The sequence below is a fragment of the Nocardia sp. Marseille-Q1738 genome, from assembly GCF_965283145.1.
In genome coordinates, this window is sequence record NZ_CBDIMS010000001.1 from 958,658 (window position 1) to 972,016 (window position 13,359).

Here is a 13,359-nt window from a genome sequence, read left to right on the forward strand (position 1 = left end):
GGAGCGGCGCAAATGCAATGCAGAAAGGGGCCGCGAACCAGGTTCGCGGCCCCTTTCGTCTGCTCAGCGGGGGAGCGGAATCGGGATCGGGATAGGTGGCAGCCGCGGCAGTGGCGGCAGCCCCGGCGCTCCCGGCGGCGGCGGTGGCGGACCCGGCGGGGGTGCGGCACGTACGGTGCCGTCACTGATGTACAGCGTGATCACCGAGCCGGGAATGGCCGAGCCGTTCGGCGCGGTCCCCATCACGGTGCCCTTGGGCCGGTCACCGGGGCCGGTCACCGGCGACACCTGGAAGCCGGCGGCGACCAGCGCGGCGGTGGCCTCGGCTTGCGTCTTGCCGACGACGTCGGGCACCTGGGCGTTGTTGGCGCCGCGCACGTACTTGTCGTCCAGCGGTGGCAGCGCGGGCGGCGGGAACAGCGGAATCACCGGTTTGATCGCGTTGAACCAGGTGCGGGCCGGTTCGTTACCGCCGAACAGGTTGCCGTCGCCGCAGTTGCGCAGCGGGAACGAGCAGATTTCGCCGGGCGTCGGGCTGTCGCCGTAGACGTAGGCCGCGGCGGCCAGCGCGTTGGTGAACCCGAGGAAGGCCGAGGAGCGGTGACTCTCGGTGGTACCGGTCTTACCGGACATCGGGTAGTTCCATTGCACCGACTGGGCCGCGGCCGTCGCGGTACCCGCGGTGTCGTCCTTGCTCATCGCATGGGCGAGGGTGTTCGCCAAGCCCGGCTCGACGACCTGCTCGCACGCCTGCTGGGTCAGCGGCACCTGTTTGCCCTGGCGGTCGATGACTTCCTTGATCGGGTTCGGCGGGCACCACCGGCCGCCGGAACCCAGCGTCGCGGCCACGTTGGACAGCTCGAGCGGGTTGATCGCGACCGGGCCGAGGGTGAACGAGCCGAGGTTCTGGTCCTTGATCATGTCGGCCAGGCTCTGGTTGCCGTGACCGGAGGAGCCCGGTTCGGTGAACGAGCGCATGCCAAGCCGGATCGCCATGTCGACGGTCGGGGTGACGCCAACGGCCTGGATCAGCTTGACGAACGCGGTGTTCGGCGATGTGGCCAGCGCCTCGGTCACCGACATGGGCGACTTGTACCTGCCCGCGTTCTCCACGCAGTAGGTGGCCGGCGGGCAACCGCGCGCGCCGCCGTTACCCATGCCCCTGGCCTCGAAGCGGCCCGGCACGTCGAGCTCGGCGCTGATGCCGAGGCCCTTCTCCATGGCCGCGGCGGTGGTGAAGATCTTGAAGATCGAGCCGGCGCCGTCACCGACCATCGAGTACGGCTGCGGCTGCACGGTCTCGTTCCCGTCCCGGTTCAGGCCATAGGTGCGACTGCTCGCCATCGCGACCACCGGATGCGAGTCCTGTCCCGGCGCGACCACGGACATGACCTCGGCGATGTTGTCCAGGTTCGGGTTGGCCGCGTCCGTCACCGCCCGCTTGACCGAGTCCTGCACGGCGGGATCGAGGGTGGTCCTGATCAGGTAGCCGCCCTTGTCGATCTGCTCGCGGCTGATGCCCGCGTTGGCCAGGTACTGCAGGGCGTAGTCGCAGAAGAAGCCGCGATCGTTGGCGGCGATGCAGCCGCGCGGCAGACCCTTGGGTTCCGGCAGCACACCCAGCGGCTTGGTCTTGGCCTCGCGGAACTCGTCGGCGCGGCTCGGGATGTTCTGGATCATGGTGTCCAGCACCGTGTTGCGCCGGGCCAGCACGCCGTCGGGATTGGTGTACGGGTTCAGTTTCGACGAGCTCTGCACCATGCCCGCCAGCATCGCGGCCTGCGAGACGTTCAGCTCGGCCGCGTCGACGCCGAAGTAGGTCTTCGCGGCGTCTTGCACGCCGTAGGAGGAGTTGCCGAACGGGACGAGGTTCAGGTACCGGGTGAGGATCTCGTCCTTGGTCAGCTCGCGGTCCAGCGTCAGCGCCATCCGGATCTCCCGGATCTTGCGCGCGGGCGTGGTCTCGATGGCGGCGCGTCGCTCGGCGTCGGTCTTGGCGACCACGAGCAGCTGGAAGTTCTTCACATACTGCTGATCCAGCGTCGAGGCGCCCTGCTGCACCTCGCCGCTGGTGGTGTTGGTGAGGAACGCGCGCAGCGTGCCCTGCCAGTCGACGCCCTCGTGCTCGGCGAAGCGGCGATCCTCGATGGACACGATCGCCAGCTTCATGTCGTTGGAGATCCGGTCGCTCGGCACCTCGAAGCGGCGTTGCTCGTACAGCCAGGCGATCGGATTGCCCGCCGCGTCGACCATGGTCGAGACCGCGGGCACCGTCCCCTCGACCAGCTCCGCGGAGACGTTGTCGACGGCGTCGGCGGCTCGATTGGAGACGAATCCGAAGCCGCCGGCGAGCGGGAACAACAACCCGGCGACGAGCACGGAGGCCAGCACGCAACTGCCGGCCAGCCGTGCGAGCGTATGTGTGATCGGCACGAAACAAGATTACGGGTTGGGATTCGAGCGTTCCTGGCGGCATTTGTCCGACGCCTGGAACTGGTTGTTCCGGAACCGGAATCGGCGTGTCGCGCGAGCGCGTTCGGCGTGTCGGATGACGGCGCGCGCGCAATCTGCCTGACCGTCCTGTGTGCGCCCCACTTTGCAGGCACGGACGTACCAAAAAATCTCGGGACGGTCTTGCGCAAGCGCCATACCTTTACCTAGATTGAGAACCCAGTGTGATAGAGCTAACACTCAAAGTGGAATGTGGTGCACTTCGCAGCGGGGTTTGGGTGCTGCGTGGTGACAACGCGATTCTGGAGCGCCGTTGACCCGGTGTTCGGACTGCAAAGGGGCACACCAAATGCACATGACAACCCCCATCGCTCGATTGGACGTGGAGCAGGCCGAAGCAAGGATCGCCTGGGTAGCCCAGGCCCGATGCAAGGAAGTAGATCCCGATCAGTTGTTCGTCCGCGGCGCGGCACAGCGCAAAGCCGCGACGATCTGCAGGCACTGTCCCGTGCTCATGCAGTGCGGCGCCGATGCGCTCGACAACCGCGTCGAGTTCGGCGTATGGGGCGGCATGACCGAACGCCAGCGCCGCGCCCTGTTGAAGCAGCATCCGGAGGTAACCTCATGGGCCGATTTCTTCCAGGCCCAGCGCCAGCATCAAGTGGCGATGTAGTCCCAGTGAACCCCGAAACGGAGCCCGCGCAAGCGGGCTCAGTTTCGTTTTAGGACCGGTATTTCCATTCGAGATATAGCGGATACGCCTAAGTATCAGGCGGTAGCCCGCGTCGTTCGAGTGAGCTGATCGCCCACCACGCGCAGCGCGTCGAGATCGGATACTTCGAACGGCAGCGCCGTGACCGAGACGATCGGCACCCGCGGGTGCGCGCCGGTGAAGCGGTGCAGCAGATGCTGTTCCCGCTTGTCGGTCGCGACGCGGCGGGCGTGCACGCGTAACACCGCCGCGGTGAGCGGGTCGTCCTGCTCGAGCTGGTCGGCGGCGGTGAGCGCGTGATCGGCCGGCAGCGAGCTGAGCACCGGATGCGTGCGGTTCAGCACCAGCCCCGCCAGCGGCATGCGCTCGGTGGAGAGCCGGTCGACGAAGAACGAGGCTTCCCGCAGAGCGTCCGGTTCCGGCGCCGCGACCACGAGAAAGTGCGTGCCGGGCTTGGACAGCATCGCGTAGGTGCGGTCGGCCCGCTCCTGGAAGCCACCGAACAGCGACTCCAGGGACTGCAGGAAGTTCGACGCGTCCTTGAGCATCTGCCCGCCGACGATGGTGGACACGCCGCGCACCGCCAGGCTCATCGCGCCGGTCACCAACCGGGTGACGCCGCGACCGGGCGCCATGATCACCCGGATCATGCGGCCGTTGAGGAAATTGCCGAGTCGTTTGGGAGCATCCAGGAAGTCCAGGGCGTTTCGCGAGGGCGGGGTGTCGACCACGATCAGGTCCCACTCGCCCCGGTGGGCGAGCTGGCCCAGCTTTTCCATCGCCATGTATTCCTGTGTGCCGCCGAAAGACGAGGCCACGGTCTGATAGAAGGGGTTGGCGAAGATCTGCTCCGCTTTTTCCGGGCTGGTGTGCTCGAGCACCATGTCGTCGAACGTGCGACGCATGTTGAGCATCATCGCGTGCAGTTCACCCTTCGCCTCCGGCCCGAGGTCCACCCGCTGCGGGGCGTTGTCCAGGTCGGCGACGCCGAGTGACTGGGCCAGCCTGCGCGCGGGGTCGATGGTGAGTACCACGACCTTGCGTCCCCGCTCGGCGGCGCGCAGCGCGATGGCGGCGGCCGTGGTGGTCTTGCCGACGCCGCCGGAGCCGCAGCAGACCACCACGCGAGCCGAGGGATCGGCGATGATCCGGGAAATGTCCAGCGGGGCAGCCATGGGGTGGGTCGGGTTGCTCATCGGACCCCCTGCGCGCTGAGGTGTTCGGCTAATTCGTACAGTCCGCCCAGATCCATCCCGTCCGGGAGGGCAGGCAGATAGAGCCGCGAGATGTCGACCTTGGCCAGTTCCTCGGCGCTGTCGTCCTGTGCTTGCAGAGTGGCGGAGTGCTCGACGGTTTCGGTGAGCAGGCCGCGGAAGTCGTCGTCGGACAAGGTGATCCCCGCGGACGTCAGACCGGCGCGAATGGCGTCGCCGTCGATATCGCCCTGGGCGGCCCGCGCGCGCAGGTCATGCGGCAGCTGGCCTTCGGTCGCCCGGTTCACGATCACGGTGCCGATGCGCAGGTCGGCGGCGGTGAGTTCGGCCACGGCGTCGGCGGTTTCCTGCACCGGCAGCGCCTCCAGCAGGGTGACCAGATGAACCATGGTCTCGTCGGAGTGCAGCAGCCGCGAAACGCCTTCGGCCTGGGAGGCGATCGGCCCGCCTTTGGCCACCTCGAGCATCGCCTTGGTGACGTCGAGGAAGCTGGCGATGCGACCGGTGGGCGGCGCGTCCACCACGATCTCGTCGTAGACCCGCCGACCGGACTTGTCCACGCGGACCGCGCACTCCTTGATCTTGCCGGTCAGGATGACGTCGCGCAGCCCGGGCGCGATCGTGGTGACGAACTCGATGGCGCCCATTCTGCGCATCGCCCGCCCCGCGAAGCCCAGGTTGTAGAACATCTCGAGGTATTCGAGGAAGGCGTGCTCGATGTCCAGCGCCAGCGCGACCACTTCGCCGCCGCCGTCGGCGGTGGCGATCCGTGTCTCGGTCGGCGGCAGCGGCGGCAGATCGAACAGCTGAGCGATCGACTGTCTGCTCTCCACCTCCACCAACAGCACACGACGCCCGCCCGCGGCGAGCGCAAGCGCCAGCGCCGCGGCGACCGTCGACTTACCCGTGCCTCCCTTACCGGAGACGTAGTGCAAGCGGGCCTGCTCGGCGCGCTTCGGCCACCGTGTGTCCAGCCCCGTCTCCGCCGAAAGCGGCACTGCTGTTGGTACTCCCACGGTCGGAGCCTATCTCCAGTCGGCCCCTCCGAGTTTTTGGCCGTACCAGACGGGTGGGTGCGGGGTAGTCTCAGGTCCTGCCGCGCCCCACGGTTGCTCGTCCAGCGACACCTGGTAGGTCTACCCAACGTGGCAACTGATTTCGTACGTACATCGGTAACTCGCCGGGTACGCCCAAACCTGTGCGGTATCCAACGCAGGACCTGAACGCGGATCCCGCGTCGCCCACTAGTACGGCCTAAAGTCCCGGAGAGGCGGGCGAGCTACGCTTCGCACATGAGTGATACGACCCTGTGGGAGTACGCGACCGTGCCATTGCTGACGCACGCGACGAAGCAGATTCTCGACCAGTGGGGTGCCGACGGCTGGGAGCTGGTCACCGTGCTGCCCGGACCGACCGGTGAACAGCACGTCGCCTACCTCAAGCGGCCCAAGCAGTAGGGCGGGGGCGCAGTGACTCAGTGGGAGAAGAACCTCGCCGAGCTCGGACTCACCCTGCCTCCGGTGGTGCCTCCAGTCGCCGCCTACGTTCCCGCGATCCGCACCGGGTCGCTCGTCTACACCTCCGGCCAGCTGCCGTTCGTGGACGGCCGGTTGTCCGCGGTCGGCAAGGTCGGAGCGGAGGTTTCGATCGAGGAGGCCAAGGAGGCCGCCCGGTTGTGCGCGCTGAACGCGCTGGCCGCGGTGCACGACCTGGTGGGGCTGGACGCGGTGGTGCGGATCGTGAAGGTCGTCGGATTCGTCGCCTCAGCACCGGGATTCGGTGACCAGCCGGTGGTGATCAACGGCGCGTCGGAGTTCCTCGGCCAGGTCTTCGGTGACGCGGGCAAGCACGCGCGTTCGGCCGTCGGGGTCTCCGAACTGCCCAAGAACACCCCGGTCGAGGTGGAACTGATCGCCGAGGTGCGCTAGGCGTACCTCCCGTTCGCTGGGCCGGAGTGTCCGGCACCGTTCTATCCGAGGTTTGCGATGACGTTGACACACCCCGCCTACGGGCAACTCCGGCAGGTCACCGAGACGGCGTCGGTGCTGTTGGCCGACAATCCGGGCCAGATGACCCTGGAGGGAACCAACACCTGGATTCTGCGGGCGCCGGGGCGGTCGGACTGTGTGGTGATCGATCCGGGGCCGAAGGACAAGTCGCACAGCGCCGCGATCGCCGAGGCCACCGGAGGTGAGATCGCCCTCACCTTGATCACGCACCGCCATCACGACCACACCGGCGGCATCGATCGGCTCACCGAGCTGACCGGGACAGCGGTGCGTGCCAAGGACGTCGGCTTTCTGCGCGGCTCGGACGCGCCGCTGGCCGACGGCGAGGTGATCGAGGCCGCAGGCCTGCGGATCACCGTGCTGGACACGCCGGGCCACACCGCTGACTCGGTGAGTTTCGTCCTCGACGACGCGGTGCTGACCGGGGACACCATCCTCGGCGCAGGCACCACCGTGCTGGATTCCAGCGACGGCACGCTGGCCGACTACTTGTCGTCGCTGGACCGCCTGGTCGAGGCGGGCCGGGGCAAGGCGTTGCTGCCCGCGCACGGCCCGGATCATCCGGACCTGGAGCCGGTCGCGCGCTACTACATCGCGCATCGGCACGAGCGTCTCGACCAAGTGCGGGAGGCGTTGCGAGTGCTCGGCGCGGACGCGGGCGCGATGGCGGTGGTGCGGCGGGTGTACGCCGACGTGGACAAGCGGCTGTGGCCGGCCGCCCGCAGCTCGGTGCAGGCCCAGCTGGACTATCTACGCGTGCACGGTTAGGCGGCTGCCTCGCATTCGCTCGGCCCGGCACATGAGCGGCTACCTCCAGCATTCGCTCGGCCCGGCGCATGTGCGGCTACCTCGAGCGTTCGCTCGGCTCGGCGCATGTGCGGCTACCTCGAGCGTTCGCTCGGCCCGGCGCATGTGCGGCTACCTCGAGCATTCGCTCGGCCAGGCGCGGACTGATGACGGAATCCGTACGGCTCCGCGCTAAGGCGGGAAACGGCGGCACGCCGGGTTCAGTGGAGCGCTGAATCCGGCGTGCCGTACGACGTTCGTGCGTTACCGGGCTCGGCGGGCGAGGCGCTCGGAGTCGGAGATGAGCACGCTCTTGCCCTCCAACCGCAGCCAGCCGCGGTGCGCGAAGTCGGCGAGCGCCTTGTTGACGGTCTCGCGGGAGGCGCCGACCAGCTGGGCGATCTCTTCCTGGGTCAGGTCGTGGGTGACCCGCAGGGCGCCCGCCTCCTGGGTGCCGAACCGCTGCGCGAGCTGCAACAGGGCCTTGGCCACCCGGCCGGGAACGTCGGTGAAGATCAGGTCGGCCAGGTTGTTGTTGGTCCGGCGCAGGCGGCGGGCGAGCACGCGGAGTAACTGCTCGGCGATCTCGGGCCGCTGGTCGATCCAGGCCTTGAGGGCGTCGCGGTCCATCGTCACCGCGCGCACCTCGGTCACCGTGGTGGCGGTGGAGGTACGCGGGCCGGGGTCGAAGATCGACAGCTCGCCGAACATGTCGGACGGGCCCATGATGGTCAGCAGGTTCTCGCGGCCATCGGGTGAACGACGGCCGATCTTCACCTTGCCGGACGTGATGATATACAGCCGGTCGCCCGGCTCACCCTCGTTGAAGATGACGTGGCCGCGCGGGAAATCCACCGGCTGAAGTTGCTTGGCGAGGGCGGCCACCGCAGTGGGCTCGACGCCCTGGAAGATGCCTGCTCTGGCGAGGGCCTCGTCCACGAATGTGCTCCTTATGGGAAATGGCTCTGTACCGGACCGAAGCGACTCGGCCAACAGCGCAGTCTACGCGGCGTGATGACAGCGTAGTGACGGACACCACGTAACGAGTGGATTGCGTGGCGCAGCGCAGAACCGTACCAGTGTGATCAGCGGCGACCGCGGGCGCCTTCCGAGTTACCCGATCCGGGAACCTTCCGCCGGCCGCCGCGTCAACTCGCGCGGGCCACGTCCAGTTCCTCGCCGCGGGAGCGGCGCCTGCGCATCCGGGCCACGGCGGCAGGCAGACCGAGCTTCGTCAGCTCCTTCACTTCGGCGTTGCTTGCTTTGTCCAGGTACTGCTGAACCTCTTCGTCGGGTTCGAGAAGCTTGCGGAGCCGATTCTCGACCCGCTCCATACCCAGTGCGAACAGCATCAACACCACTGGGAAGAGCACCACAGCGAGTCCTTGCATGACGAGCAGTAAACACGGTCCAGGTCTCAGATGGAACACGGCAACTGAACTGGAAGGGCAACGTTGGTCGGCGGTTCCGTATGGTGGACGCGTGCGCGTCTCCCCCTCCATCGCCGCCGGGAACGGCCTTCCGTCCGACTCCGAGCCCTCCGAAGCCCAGCCGGGCGCCGCCGTGGCCCCGAAACGGAAAACCAGGGCGCGACAGGCGGAAACCCGGCTCGGGCTGGTTCGAAGAGCGCGCCGGATGAACCGGGAACTAGCGGTCGCGTTCCCCGATGCGCACTGCGAGCTCGACTTCACCACGCCGCTCGAATTGGCGGTCGCGACAATACTTTCCGCCCAGTGCACCGACGAGCGCGTGAATTTCACCACGCCCGCGGTGTTCGCTCGCTACCCGGACGCCCGCGCTTATGCCGAGGCGAACCGCGCGGAGCTGGAGGAATACCTCCGGCCGACCGGGTTCTTCCGGAATAAAGCCGCCGCGCTGATCGGTCTCGGTCAGGCGTTGCTCGAGCAGCACGACGGTGAATTGCCTCACACCCTGACCGAACTGGTCCGGCTGCCCGGCATCGGGCGCAAAACAGCCAATGTCATCCTCGGTAACGCGTTCGGCGTCCCTGGCATCACCGTCGACACCCACTTCGGCCGTCTGGTGCGCCGCTGGGAATGGACCGGCGAGGAAGATCCGGTGAAGGTCGAACACGCCATCGGCGCGCTGATCGAGCGCAAGGAATGGACCATGCTCTCGCACCGGGTGATCTTCCACGGCCGACGCGTCTGCCACGCTCGCAAGCCCGCGTGCGGCGCGTGCATCCTGGCCAAGGACTGCCCGTCCTTCGGCGTCGGGCCGACCGATCCGGAGGCCGCGGCCAAGCTGGTGAAGGGGCCGGAGCGGGAGCATCTGCTCGAGCTGGTGGGCCGGTGAGTTCGGAGCCCACGGGCGGAAGGAGTGCGGGGCATGCGTGGCGTTGGGCACTTGCCGGCCTGATCGCGGTGGTGGCACTGGCCGTCGCGGTGTGGCCGCGCGGTGACGACGCCGAAACGCCCACGCCACAGTCGACCCGGATCACCTCCGGCGTTTCCGGCGAGCTGCGCGCCGCGGCCGGTCTGGCCGACTGCCCGGCTACCGCCACCACGGGGAACGGTCCGCTGGCCGGGATAACGTTGGCATGCCTGGCAGACAGCAGGCCGGTCGACTTGGCCGCAGTGCTGGCGGGCAAGCCCGCCTTGCTGAATCTGTGGGCCTACTGGTGCGCACCATGCGCCCAGGAGTTGCCGTATTTGCAGCAATACGCACAACGAGCTGGGAACGCGATTACCGTGCTGACCGTGCACAGCGACCCTGATGAAGCCAAGGCACTGGCCAGGCTGACCGGACTGAACGTGAAGCTGCCCGGCGTCCTCGACGCGGACGCGCGGGTGCGCACGGCGGTCGGAGCCCCGGCGGTGTTGCCGGTCTCGGTGCTGGTGCGGGCCGACGGCTCGGTCGCCGACGTCGTCGTGCGAGCGTTCGAGGGGGTCGATGACATCGCGAACACCGTCGCGGGCGAACTCGGAGTGGCCGCATGACAATGCGTGACGGTGCGGGTGCCCGGCAGGGTCGGCGGGTGCGGGGAGGGATGCGATGACCATCGAGATACCGCGGGACATTCCGAAATGGCTGGCCAGATCCGCCGAACCCGCTGACGATGCCGCCGATACGTTGACCAAGGCGCGTGCCCTGCGCCGGGCCTTGACCGTGACCTCGGCCCCGCGCCAAGCCGCGGTGCTCGTGCTGTTCGGCGGCTCGCCCGAGACGGACCCGGAGGCGCCGGGCGGACTGCCCGCCGACGCGGAAGTACTGCTCACCCAGCGCGCCTCCACCATGCGTCAGCATCGCGGTCAGGTCGCGTTTCCCGGCGGTGCGGTGGACCCCGGCGATTCCGGCCCGATCGACACGGCACTGCGTGAGGCCTGCGAGGAGACCGGCCTCGACCCTTCGGGCGTGGAACCGTTCGCGGTGTTGCCGAAACTCTTCGTGCCGCCGTCCCGGTTCGACGTCACGCCGGTCATCGCGTACTGGCGCACGCCGGGCGAGGTCCGGGTCGTGAACGAGAGCGAAACCGAGCGCGTGGTGCGCGTTCCGCTCGTCCAGCTGCTCGATCCGGCGAACCGCTTCGTGGTCCGCAGCACCCTCGGCTACCGGAGTCCGGCGTTCCAGGTGGACGGGATGCTGGTCTGGGGACTGACCGGCGGCATCCTCGCCGGGATCAGCAAAGCCTCCGGCTGGGATCGCGAGTGGGACCACGAGGATGTCCGTGACCTGGAGACCGCACTCGCCGCCGTGGGGATGACCTTATGAGTTCGTCGGCCTGGCTCGACATCGCCGTCGTGCTGCTCGCGTTGCTCGCCGCCTCCTCAGGGTGGCGGCAGGGCGCGGTGGCCTCCGCGCTGGCCTTCCTCGGCGTTGTGCTCGGCGCCGTCGCGGGCATCTTGATCGCGCCGCACATCCTGGTGCACGTCGACGAGGGCCGGACCAGAGTGCTCACCGGCGTGCTGCTGATCGTGGTGCTGGTGATCGTCGGCGAGGTCGCGGGCATGGTGCTCGGACGCGCCGCCCGCAGCGGTATGCGCCATCCGTTCACGCGCAGCGTGGACAGTGTGGTCGGCGCGGGATTGCAAGCGGTCGCCGTGCTGGTCACGGCGTGGCTGCTCGCGTTGCCGCTGGCCACCTCGTCGCAGCCGGCCATCGCGACGGCGATCAACGGCTCGCGGGTGCTGGCCGACGTCAACGGCGTCGCGCCGAACTGGCTGCGCCGGCTGCCCAACGAGTTCTCCAAGCTGCTCAACACCTCGGGCCTGCCGGACGTGATCGGCCCGTTCGGGCGGGCGCCGATCGCGGCCGTCGAACCGCCCGATCCGAGCGTGCTCGCCAGCCCGGTCGCCGCGTCCCTGCAGCAGAGTGTGCTGCGCATTCGCGGCGTGGCGCCGAGTTGCCAGCGGGCGCTGGAGGGCTCGGGCTTCGTGATCGCGCCGGAACGCGTGATGACCAACGCCCACGTCGTCGCGGGCACCACGAGCGTCGCGGTGGACACCCCGCGCGGTCCATTGGACGCGAATGTGGTCCTGTTCGACCCGTCCAAGGATGTCGCGGTACTCGCGGTGCCCGGGCTGACCGCTCCGGTGGTCCCGCGGGCGCCCGCGCCCGCACGCTCGGGCGACAGCGCCATCGTGCTCGGCTACCCGGGCGGCGGCCCGTACACCGCGAGCGCGGCCAGGGTCAGGGAGACGCTGGATCTGACCGGGCCGACGATTTACCGCAACGGCACCGTCGAACGGGAGGTCTACACCGTCCGCGGTCAGGTCAGGGCGGGTAATTCCGGTGGGCCGCTGGTGGATACCGAAGGGCAGGTGCTCGGCGTGGTCTTCGGCGCCGCGGTCACCGACGACGACACCGGCTACGTGCTCACCCTCGCGGAGGTCCGCGCTCAGCTCGACGCGGCCGCCAGGTCCGACATCGCGGTCGACACCGGAGCCTGCGTCCTCAGCTGAACCAGTCGGCGCCATGCGGGGGCAGTCAGGCGCTGCCTCCGCTCGGCCCCGGCGTGGGCTACGGACGGGCTGTGGTCCGGCGGCGCGCTTGATGCGGCTGCCTCGGCTATCGGCCGGTTCGGCGCAAGCAGTAGCAGGGCTTGCGCCCTTCGAGGTGGCGGCCTCGACCTTGGTCGTTCAGGCGCGGACGGACTTTGCCGTCCTTTGTGGGGCTGCCTTGGCTTCGCTGCCCAGGCGCGGGGCCGCGGGGGCTTGATCCGGGCCGTCGATCGGGCGTTCGGCGCGGGTTCAGGCGAGGAGTTTGGCCAACTCCGTCGTGACGGCGTCAGGGTTCTCCTGATGGGCGAAGTGCCCGGCAGCGGGGATGCTGACCAGACGCCGTTCCGGCGAGAGGTACTGCGCGCGGCGGAAGGTTCCCGGCAGCACGTAAGGGTCGAGGTCGCCGCGCATGGTGAGGACCGGGATGTGGATAGGTTCGCGCATGGTCGCCATGAACCGGCGGCCGTCCGGACGCCACTGGCTGCGGAAGGCCCAGCGCTGGTATTCCAACGCGCAGTGCGCGGCGCCGGGGATCTGGATGGCCGAGCGCATCCGCCGCGCGGTGTCGACGAATTCGGCGGTGCCGGTCCATCCCGGGCTCACCCGTTGCCGCAGCAGCCGTTCCACCTCGAAGCCGTCGGCGGTGGTCAGCAGGTGCTCGCCGTAGCGGGGCAGTTGGTAGCGCAGGAAGTTGGGCAGCCAGGCCGCGCGCTGGCGGCGGTTGCGCAGCACGGCGCTTTTCAGCGCGGCCGGATGCGGTGAGCTGACCAGCGCGATCGAGCGAACCAGCCGCGGGTGCAGTACCGCGGTGGTCCAGCAGACCAGTCCTCCGTCGGCGTGCCCGACCAGTGTGGCCTCGGTGTAGCCGAGGGCGCGGATGAGCCCGGCGATGTCACCGGCCAGTGTCCAGCCGTCGTAGCCGCGCGGCGGTTTGTCGCTGTCGCCGTAGCCGCGCAGGTCGACGGCCACGGTGCGATAGCCGAGCTCGGCCAGGCCGGTCAGCTGATGCCGCCATGACCACCAGAAGTCCGCGAATCCGTGCAGCAGCACGACCAGCGGGGCATCGGATCGCTCGGGCGCCGCCGCTACGACGTGGAATCGAATGCCGTTGGCATGAACGTCCCGATGTGTCCACGGTCCGTCGTAACGGACGCTGGACGGATCCGGAAGCAAGTTCGCCGACACGCCGATCGAGCCTAGTAGCCGCCCCACCGGCTCGCGAACGC

The 13,359-nt window shown here is 68.6% G+C and carries 14 protein-coding genes; 8 read left to right on the forward strand and 6 right to left on the reverse strand.

Annotated features, from left to right (window positions below):
• Nucleotides 1-63: 63 nt before the first annotated feature.
• Nucleotides 64-2,433: a penicillin-binding protein gene (locus tag ACWPXK_RS04300; RefSeq protein ID WP_454194683.1), complete on the reverse strand. Its 2,370-nt coding sequence runs from the start codon at nt 2,431-2,433 to the stop codon at nt 64-66.
• 367 nt (nt 2,434-2,800) lie between these two features.
• Between ACWPXK_RS04300 and ACWPXK_RS04305 the strand changes: the two genes are divergently transcribed.
• Nucleotides 2,801-3,124: a WhiB family transcriptional regulator gene (locus tag ACWPXK_RS04305; protein ID WP_014981178.1), complete on the forward strand. Its 324-nt coding sequence runs from the start codon at nt 2,801-2,803 to the stop codon at nt 3,122-3,124.
• Nucleotides 3,125-3,219: 95 nt separating this feature from the next.
• Here the strand turns inward: ACWPXK_RS04305 and ACWPXK_RS04310 are convergent, their stop codons facing one another.
• Complete coding sequence (locus ACWPXK_RS04310) at nt 3,220-4,338, reverse strand: ArsA family ATPase (protein ID WP_454195437.1); 1,119 nt, start codon at nt 4,336-4,338, stop codon at nt 3,220-3,222.
• Nucleotides 4,339-4,355: 17 nt separating this feature from the next.
• On the reverse strand, nt 4,356-5,375 hold the full coding sequence (locus tag ACWPXK_RS04315) for an ArsA family ATPase (protein ID WP_454195438.1): 1,020 nt from the start codon (nt 5,373-5,375) through the stop codon (nt 4,356-4,358).
• A 294-nt stretch (nt 5,376-5,669) separates the two neighbouring features.
• Here ACWPXK_RS04315 and ACWPXK_RS04320 point away from each other — a divergent pair, with 294 nt between their 5' ends.
• Genes ACWPXK_RS04320 through ACWPXK_RS04330 form a run of 3 tightly spaced genes read left to right on the forward strand, consistent with a single transcriptional unit; the run spans nt 5,670 to nt 7,154 of the window.
• Nucleotides 5,670-5,834, forward strand: a complete 165-nt coding sequence (locus ACWPXK_RS04320; RefSeq protein ID WP_364326744.1) for a DUF4177 domain-containing protein — start codon at nt 5,670-5,672, stop codon at nt 5,832-5,834.
• Between the two features lie 12 nt (nt 5,835-5,846).
• A complete protein-coding gene (locus tag ACWPXK_RS04325) occupies nt 5,847-6,305 on the forward strand; it encodes a RidA family protein (protein WP_454194684.1) in 459 nt (152 codons plus the stop codon).
• Nucleotides 6,306-6,362: 57 nt separating this feature from the next.
• Nucleotides 6,363-7,154, forward strand: coding sequence for an MBL fold metallo-hydrolase (locus ACWPXK_RS04330; RefSeq protein ID WP_454194685.1), 792 nt, complete (start codon nt 6,363-6,365; stop codon nt 7,152-7,154).
• Nucleotides 7,155-7,436: 282 nt separating this feature from the next.
• Here ACWPXK_RS04330 and ACWPXK_RS04335 read toward each other — a convergent pair whose 3' ends face one another.
• A complete protein-coding gene (locus tag ACWPXK_RS04335; protein WP_019044571.1) occupies nt 7,437-8,111 on the reverse strand; it encodes a Crp/Fnr family transcriptional regulator in 675 nt (224 codons plus the stop codon).
• Between the two features lie 209 nt (nt 8,112-8,320).
• The gene (locus ACWPXK_RS04340; RefSeq protein ID WP_040686056.1) at nt 8,321-8,563 is read right to left on the reverse strand and encodes a hypothetical protein; all 243 of its coding nucleotides are present in this window, start codon (nt 8,561-8,563) and stop codon (nt 8,321-8,323) included.
• Nucleotides 8,564-8,735: 172 nt separating this feature from the next.
• Between ACWPXK_RS04340 and nth the strand changes: the two genes are divergently transcribed.
• From nth to ACWPXK_RS04360, 4 genes are read left to right on the forward strand one after another with little or no spacing between them, the layout of a single operon-like run.
• Nucleotides 8,736-9,488 (forward strand): endonuclease III, encoded by a 753-nt coding sequence (nth, locus tag ACWPXK_RS04345; RefSeq protein WP_454195439.1) that lies wholly within the window; start codon nt 8,736-8,738, stop codon nt 9,486-9,488.
• The gene (locus ACWPXK_RS04350) at nt 9,485-10,132 is read left to right on the forward strand and encodes a TlpA family protein disulfide reductase (protein ID WP_454194686.1); all 648 of its coding nucleotides are present in this window, start codon (nt 9,485-9,487) and stop codon (nt 10,130-10,132) included. The genes nth and ACWPXK_RS04350 overlap by 4 nt, the downstream gene beginning before the upstream one ends.
• A 55-nt stretch (nt 10,133-10,187) precedes the next feature.
• Nucleotides 10,188-10,904, forward strand: a complete 717-nt coding sequence (locus ACWPXK_RS04355) for an NUDIX hydrolase (RefSeq protein WP_454194687.1) — start codon at nt 10,188-10,190, stop codon at nt 10,902-10,904.
• A complete protein-coding gene (locus ACWPXK_RS04360) occupies nt 10,901-12,094 on the forward strand; it encodes a MarP family serine protease (protein ID WP_364326761.1) in 1,194 nt (397 codons plus the stop codon). Before ACWPXK_RS04355 ends, ACWPXK_RS04360 begins: the two co-directional genes overlap by 4 nt.
• Nucleotides 12,095-12,382: 288 nt before the next feature.
• On the opposite strand, the gene ACWPXK_RS04365 is transcribed toward ACWPXK_RS04360, so the two are convergent.
• Nucleotides 12,383-13,318 carry an alpha/beta fold hydrolase gene (locus ACWPXK_RS04365; protein ID WP_454194688.1) on the reverse strand — a complete coding sequence of 312 codons (936 nt, stop codon included), beginning with the start codon at nt 13,316-13,318 and terminating at the stop codon, nt 12,383-12,385.
• Between the last annotated feature and the right edge of the window lie 41 nt (nt 13,319-13,359).

What these genes read in the sequence shown, in the direction of transcription:
- ACWPXK_RS04305 (WP_014981178.1), top strand. Translation starts at nt 2,801, where the DNA reads ATGCACATGACAACCCCCATCGCTCGATTGGACGTGGAGCAGGCCGAA.
- ACWPXK_RS04310 (WP_454195437.1), bottom strand. Translation starts at nt 4,338, where the DNA reads ATGGCTGCCCCGCTGGACATTTCCCGGATCATCGCCGATCCCTCGGCT.
- ACWPXK_RS04320 (WP_364326744.1), top strand. Translation starts at nt 5,670, where the DNA reads ATGAGTGATACGACCCTGTGGGAGTACGCGACCGTGCCATTGCTGACG.
- ACWPXK_RS04330 (WP_454194685.1), top strand. Translation starts at nt 6,363, where the DNA reads ATGACGTTGACACACCCCGCCTACGGGCAACTCCGGCAGGTCACCGAG.
- ACWPXK_RS04340 (WP_040686056.1), bottom strand. Translation starts at nt 8,563, where the DNA reads ATGCAAGGACTCGCTGTGGTGCTCTTCCCAGTGGTGTTGATGCTGTTC.
- ACWPXK_RS04355 (WP_454194687.1), top strand. Translation starts at nt 10,188, where the DNA reads ATGACCATCGAGATACCGCGGGACATTCCGAAATGGCTGGCCAGATCC.
- ACWPXK_RS04360 (WP_364326761.1), top strand. Translation starts at nt 10,901, where the DNA reads ATGAGTTCGTCGGCCTGGCTCGACATCGCCGTCGTGCTGCTCGCGTTG.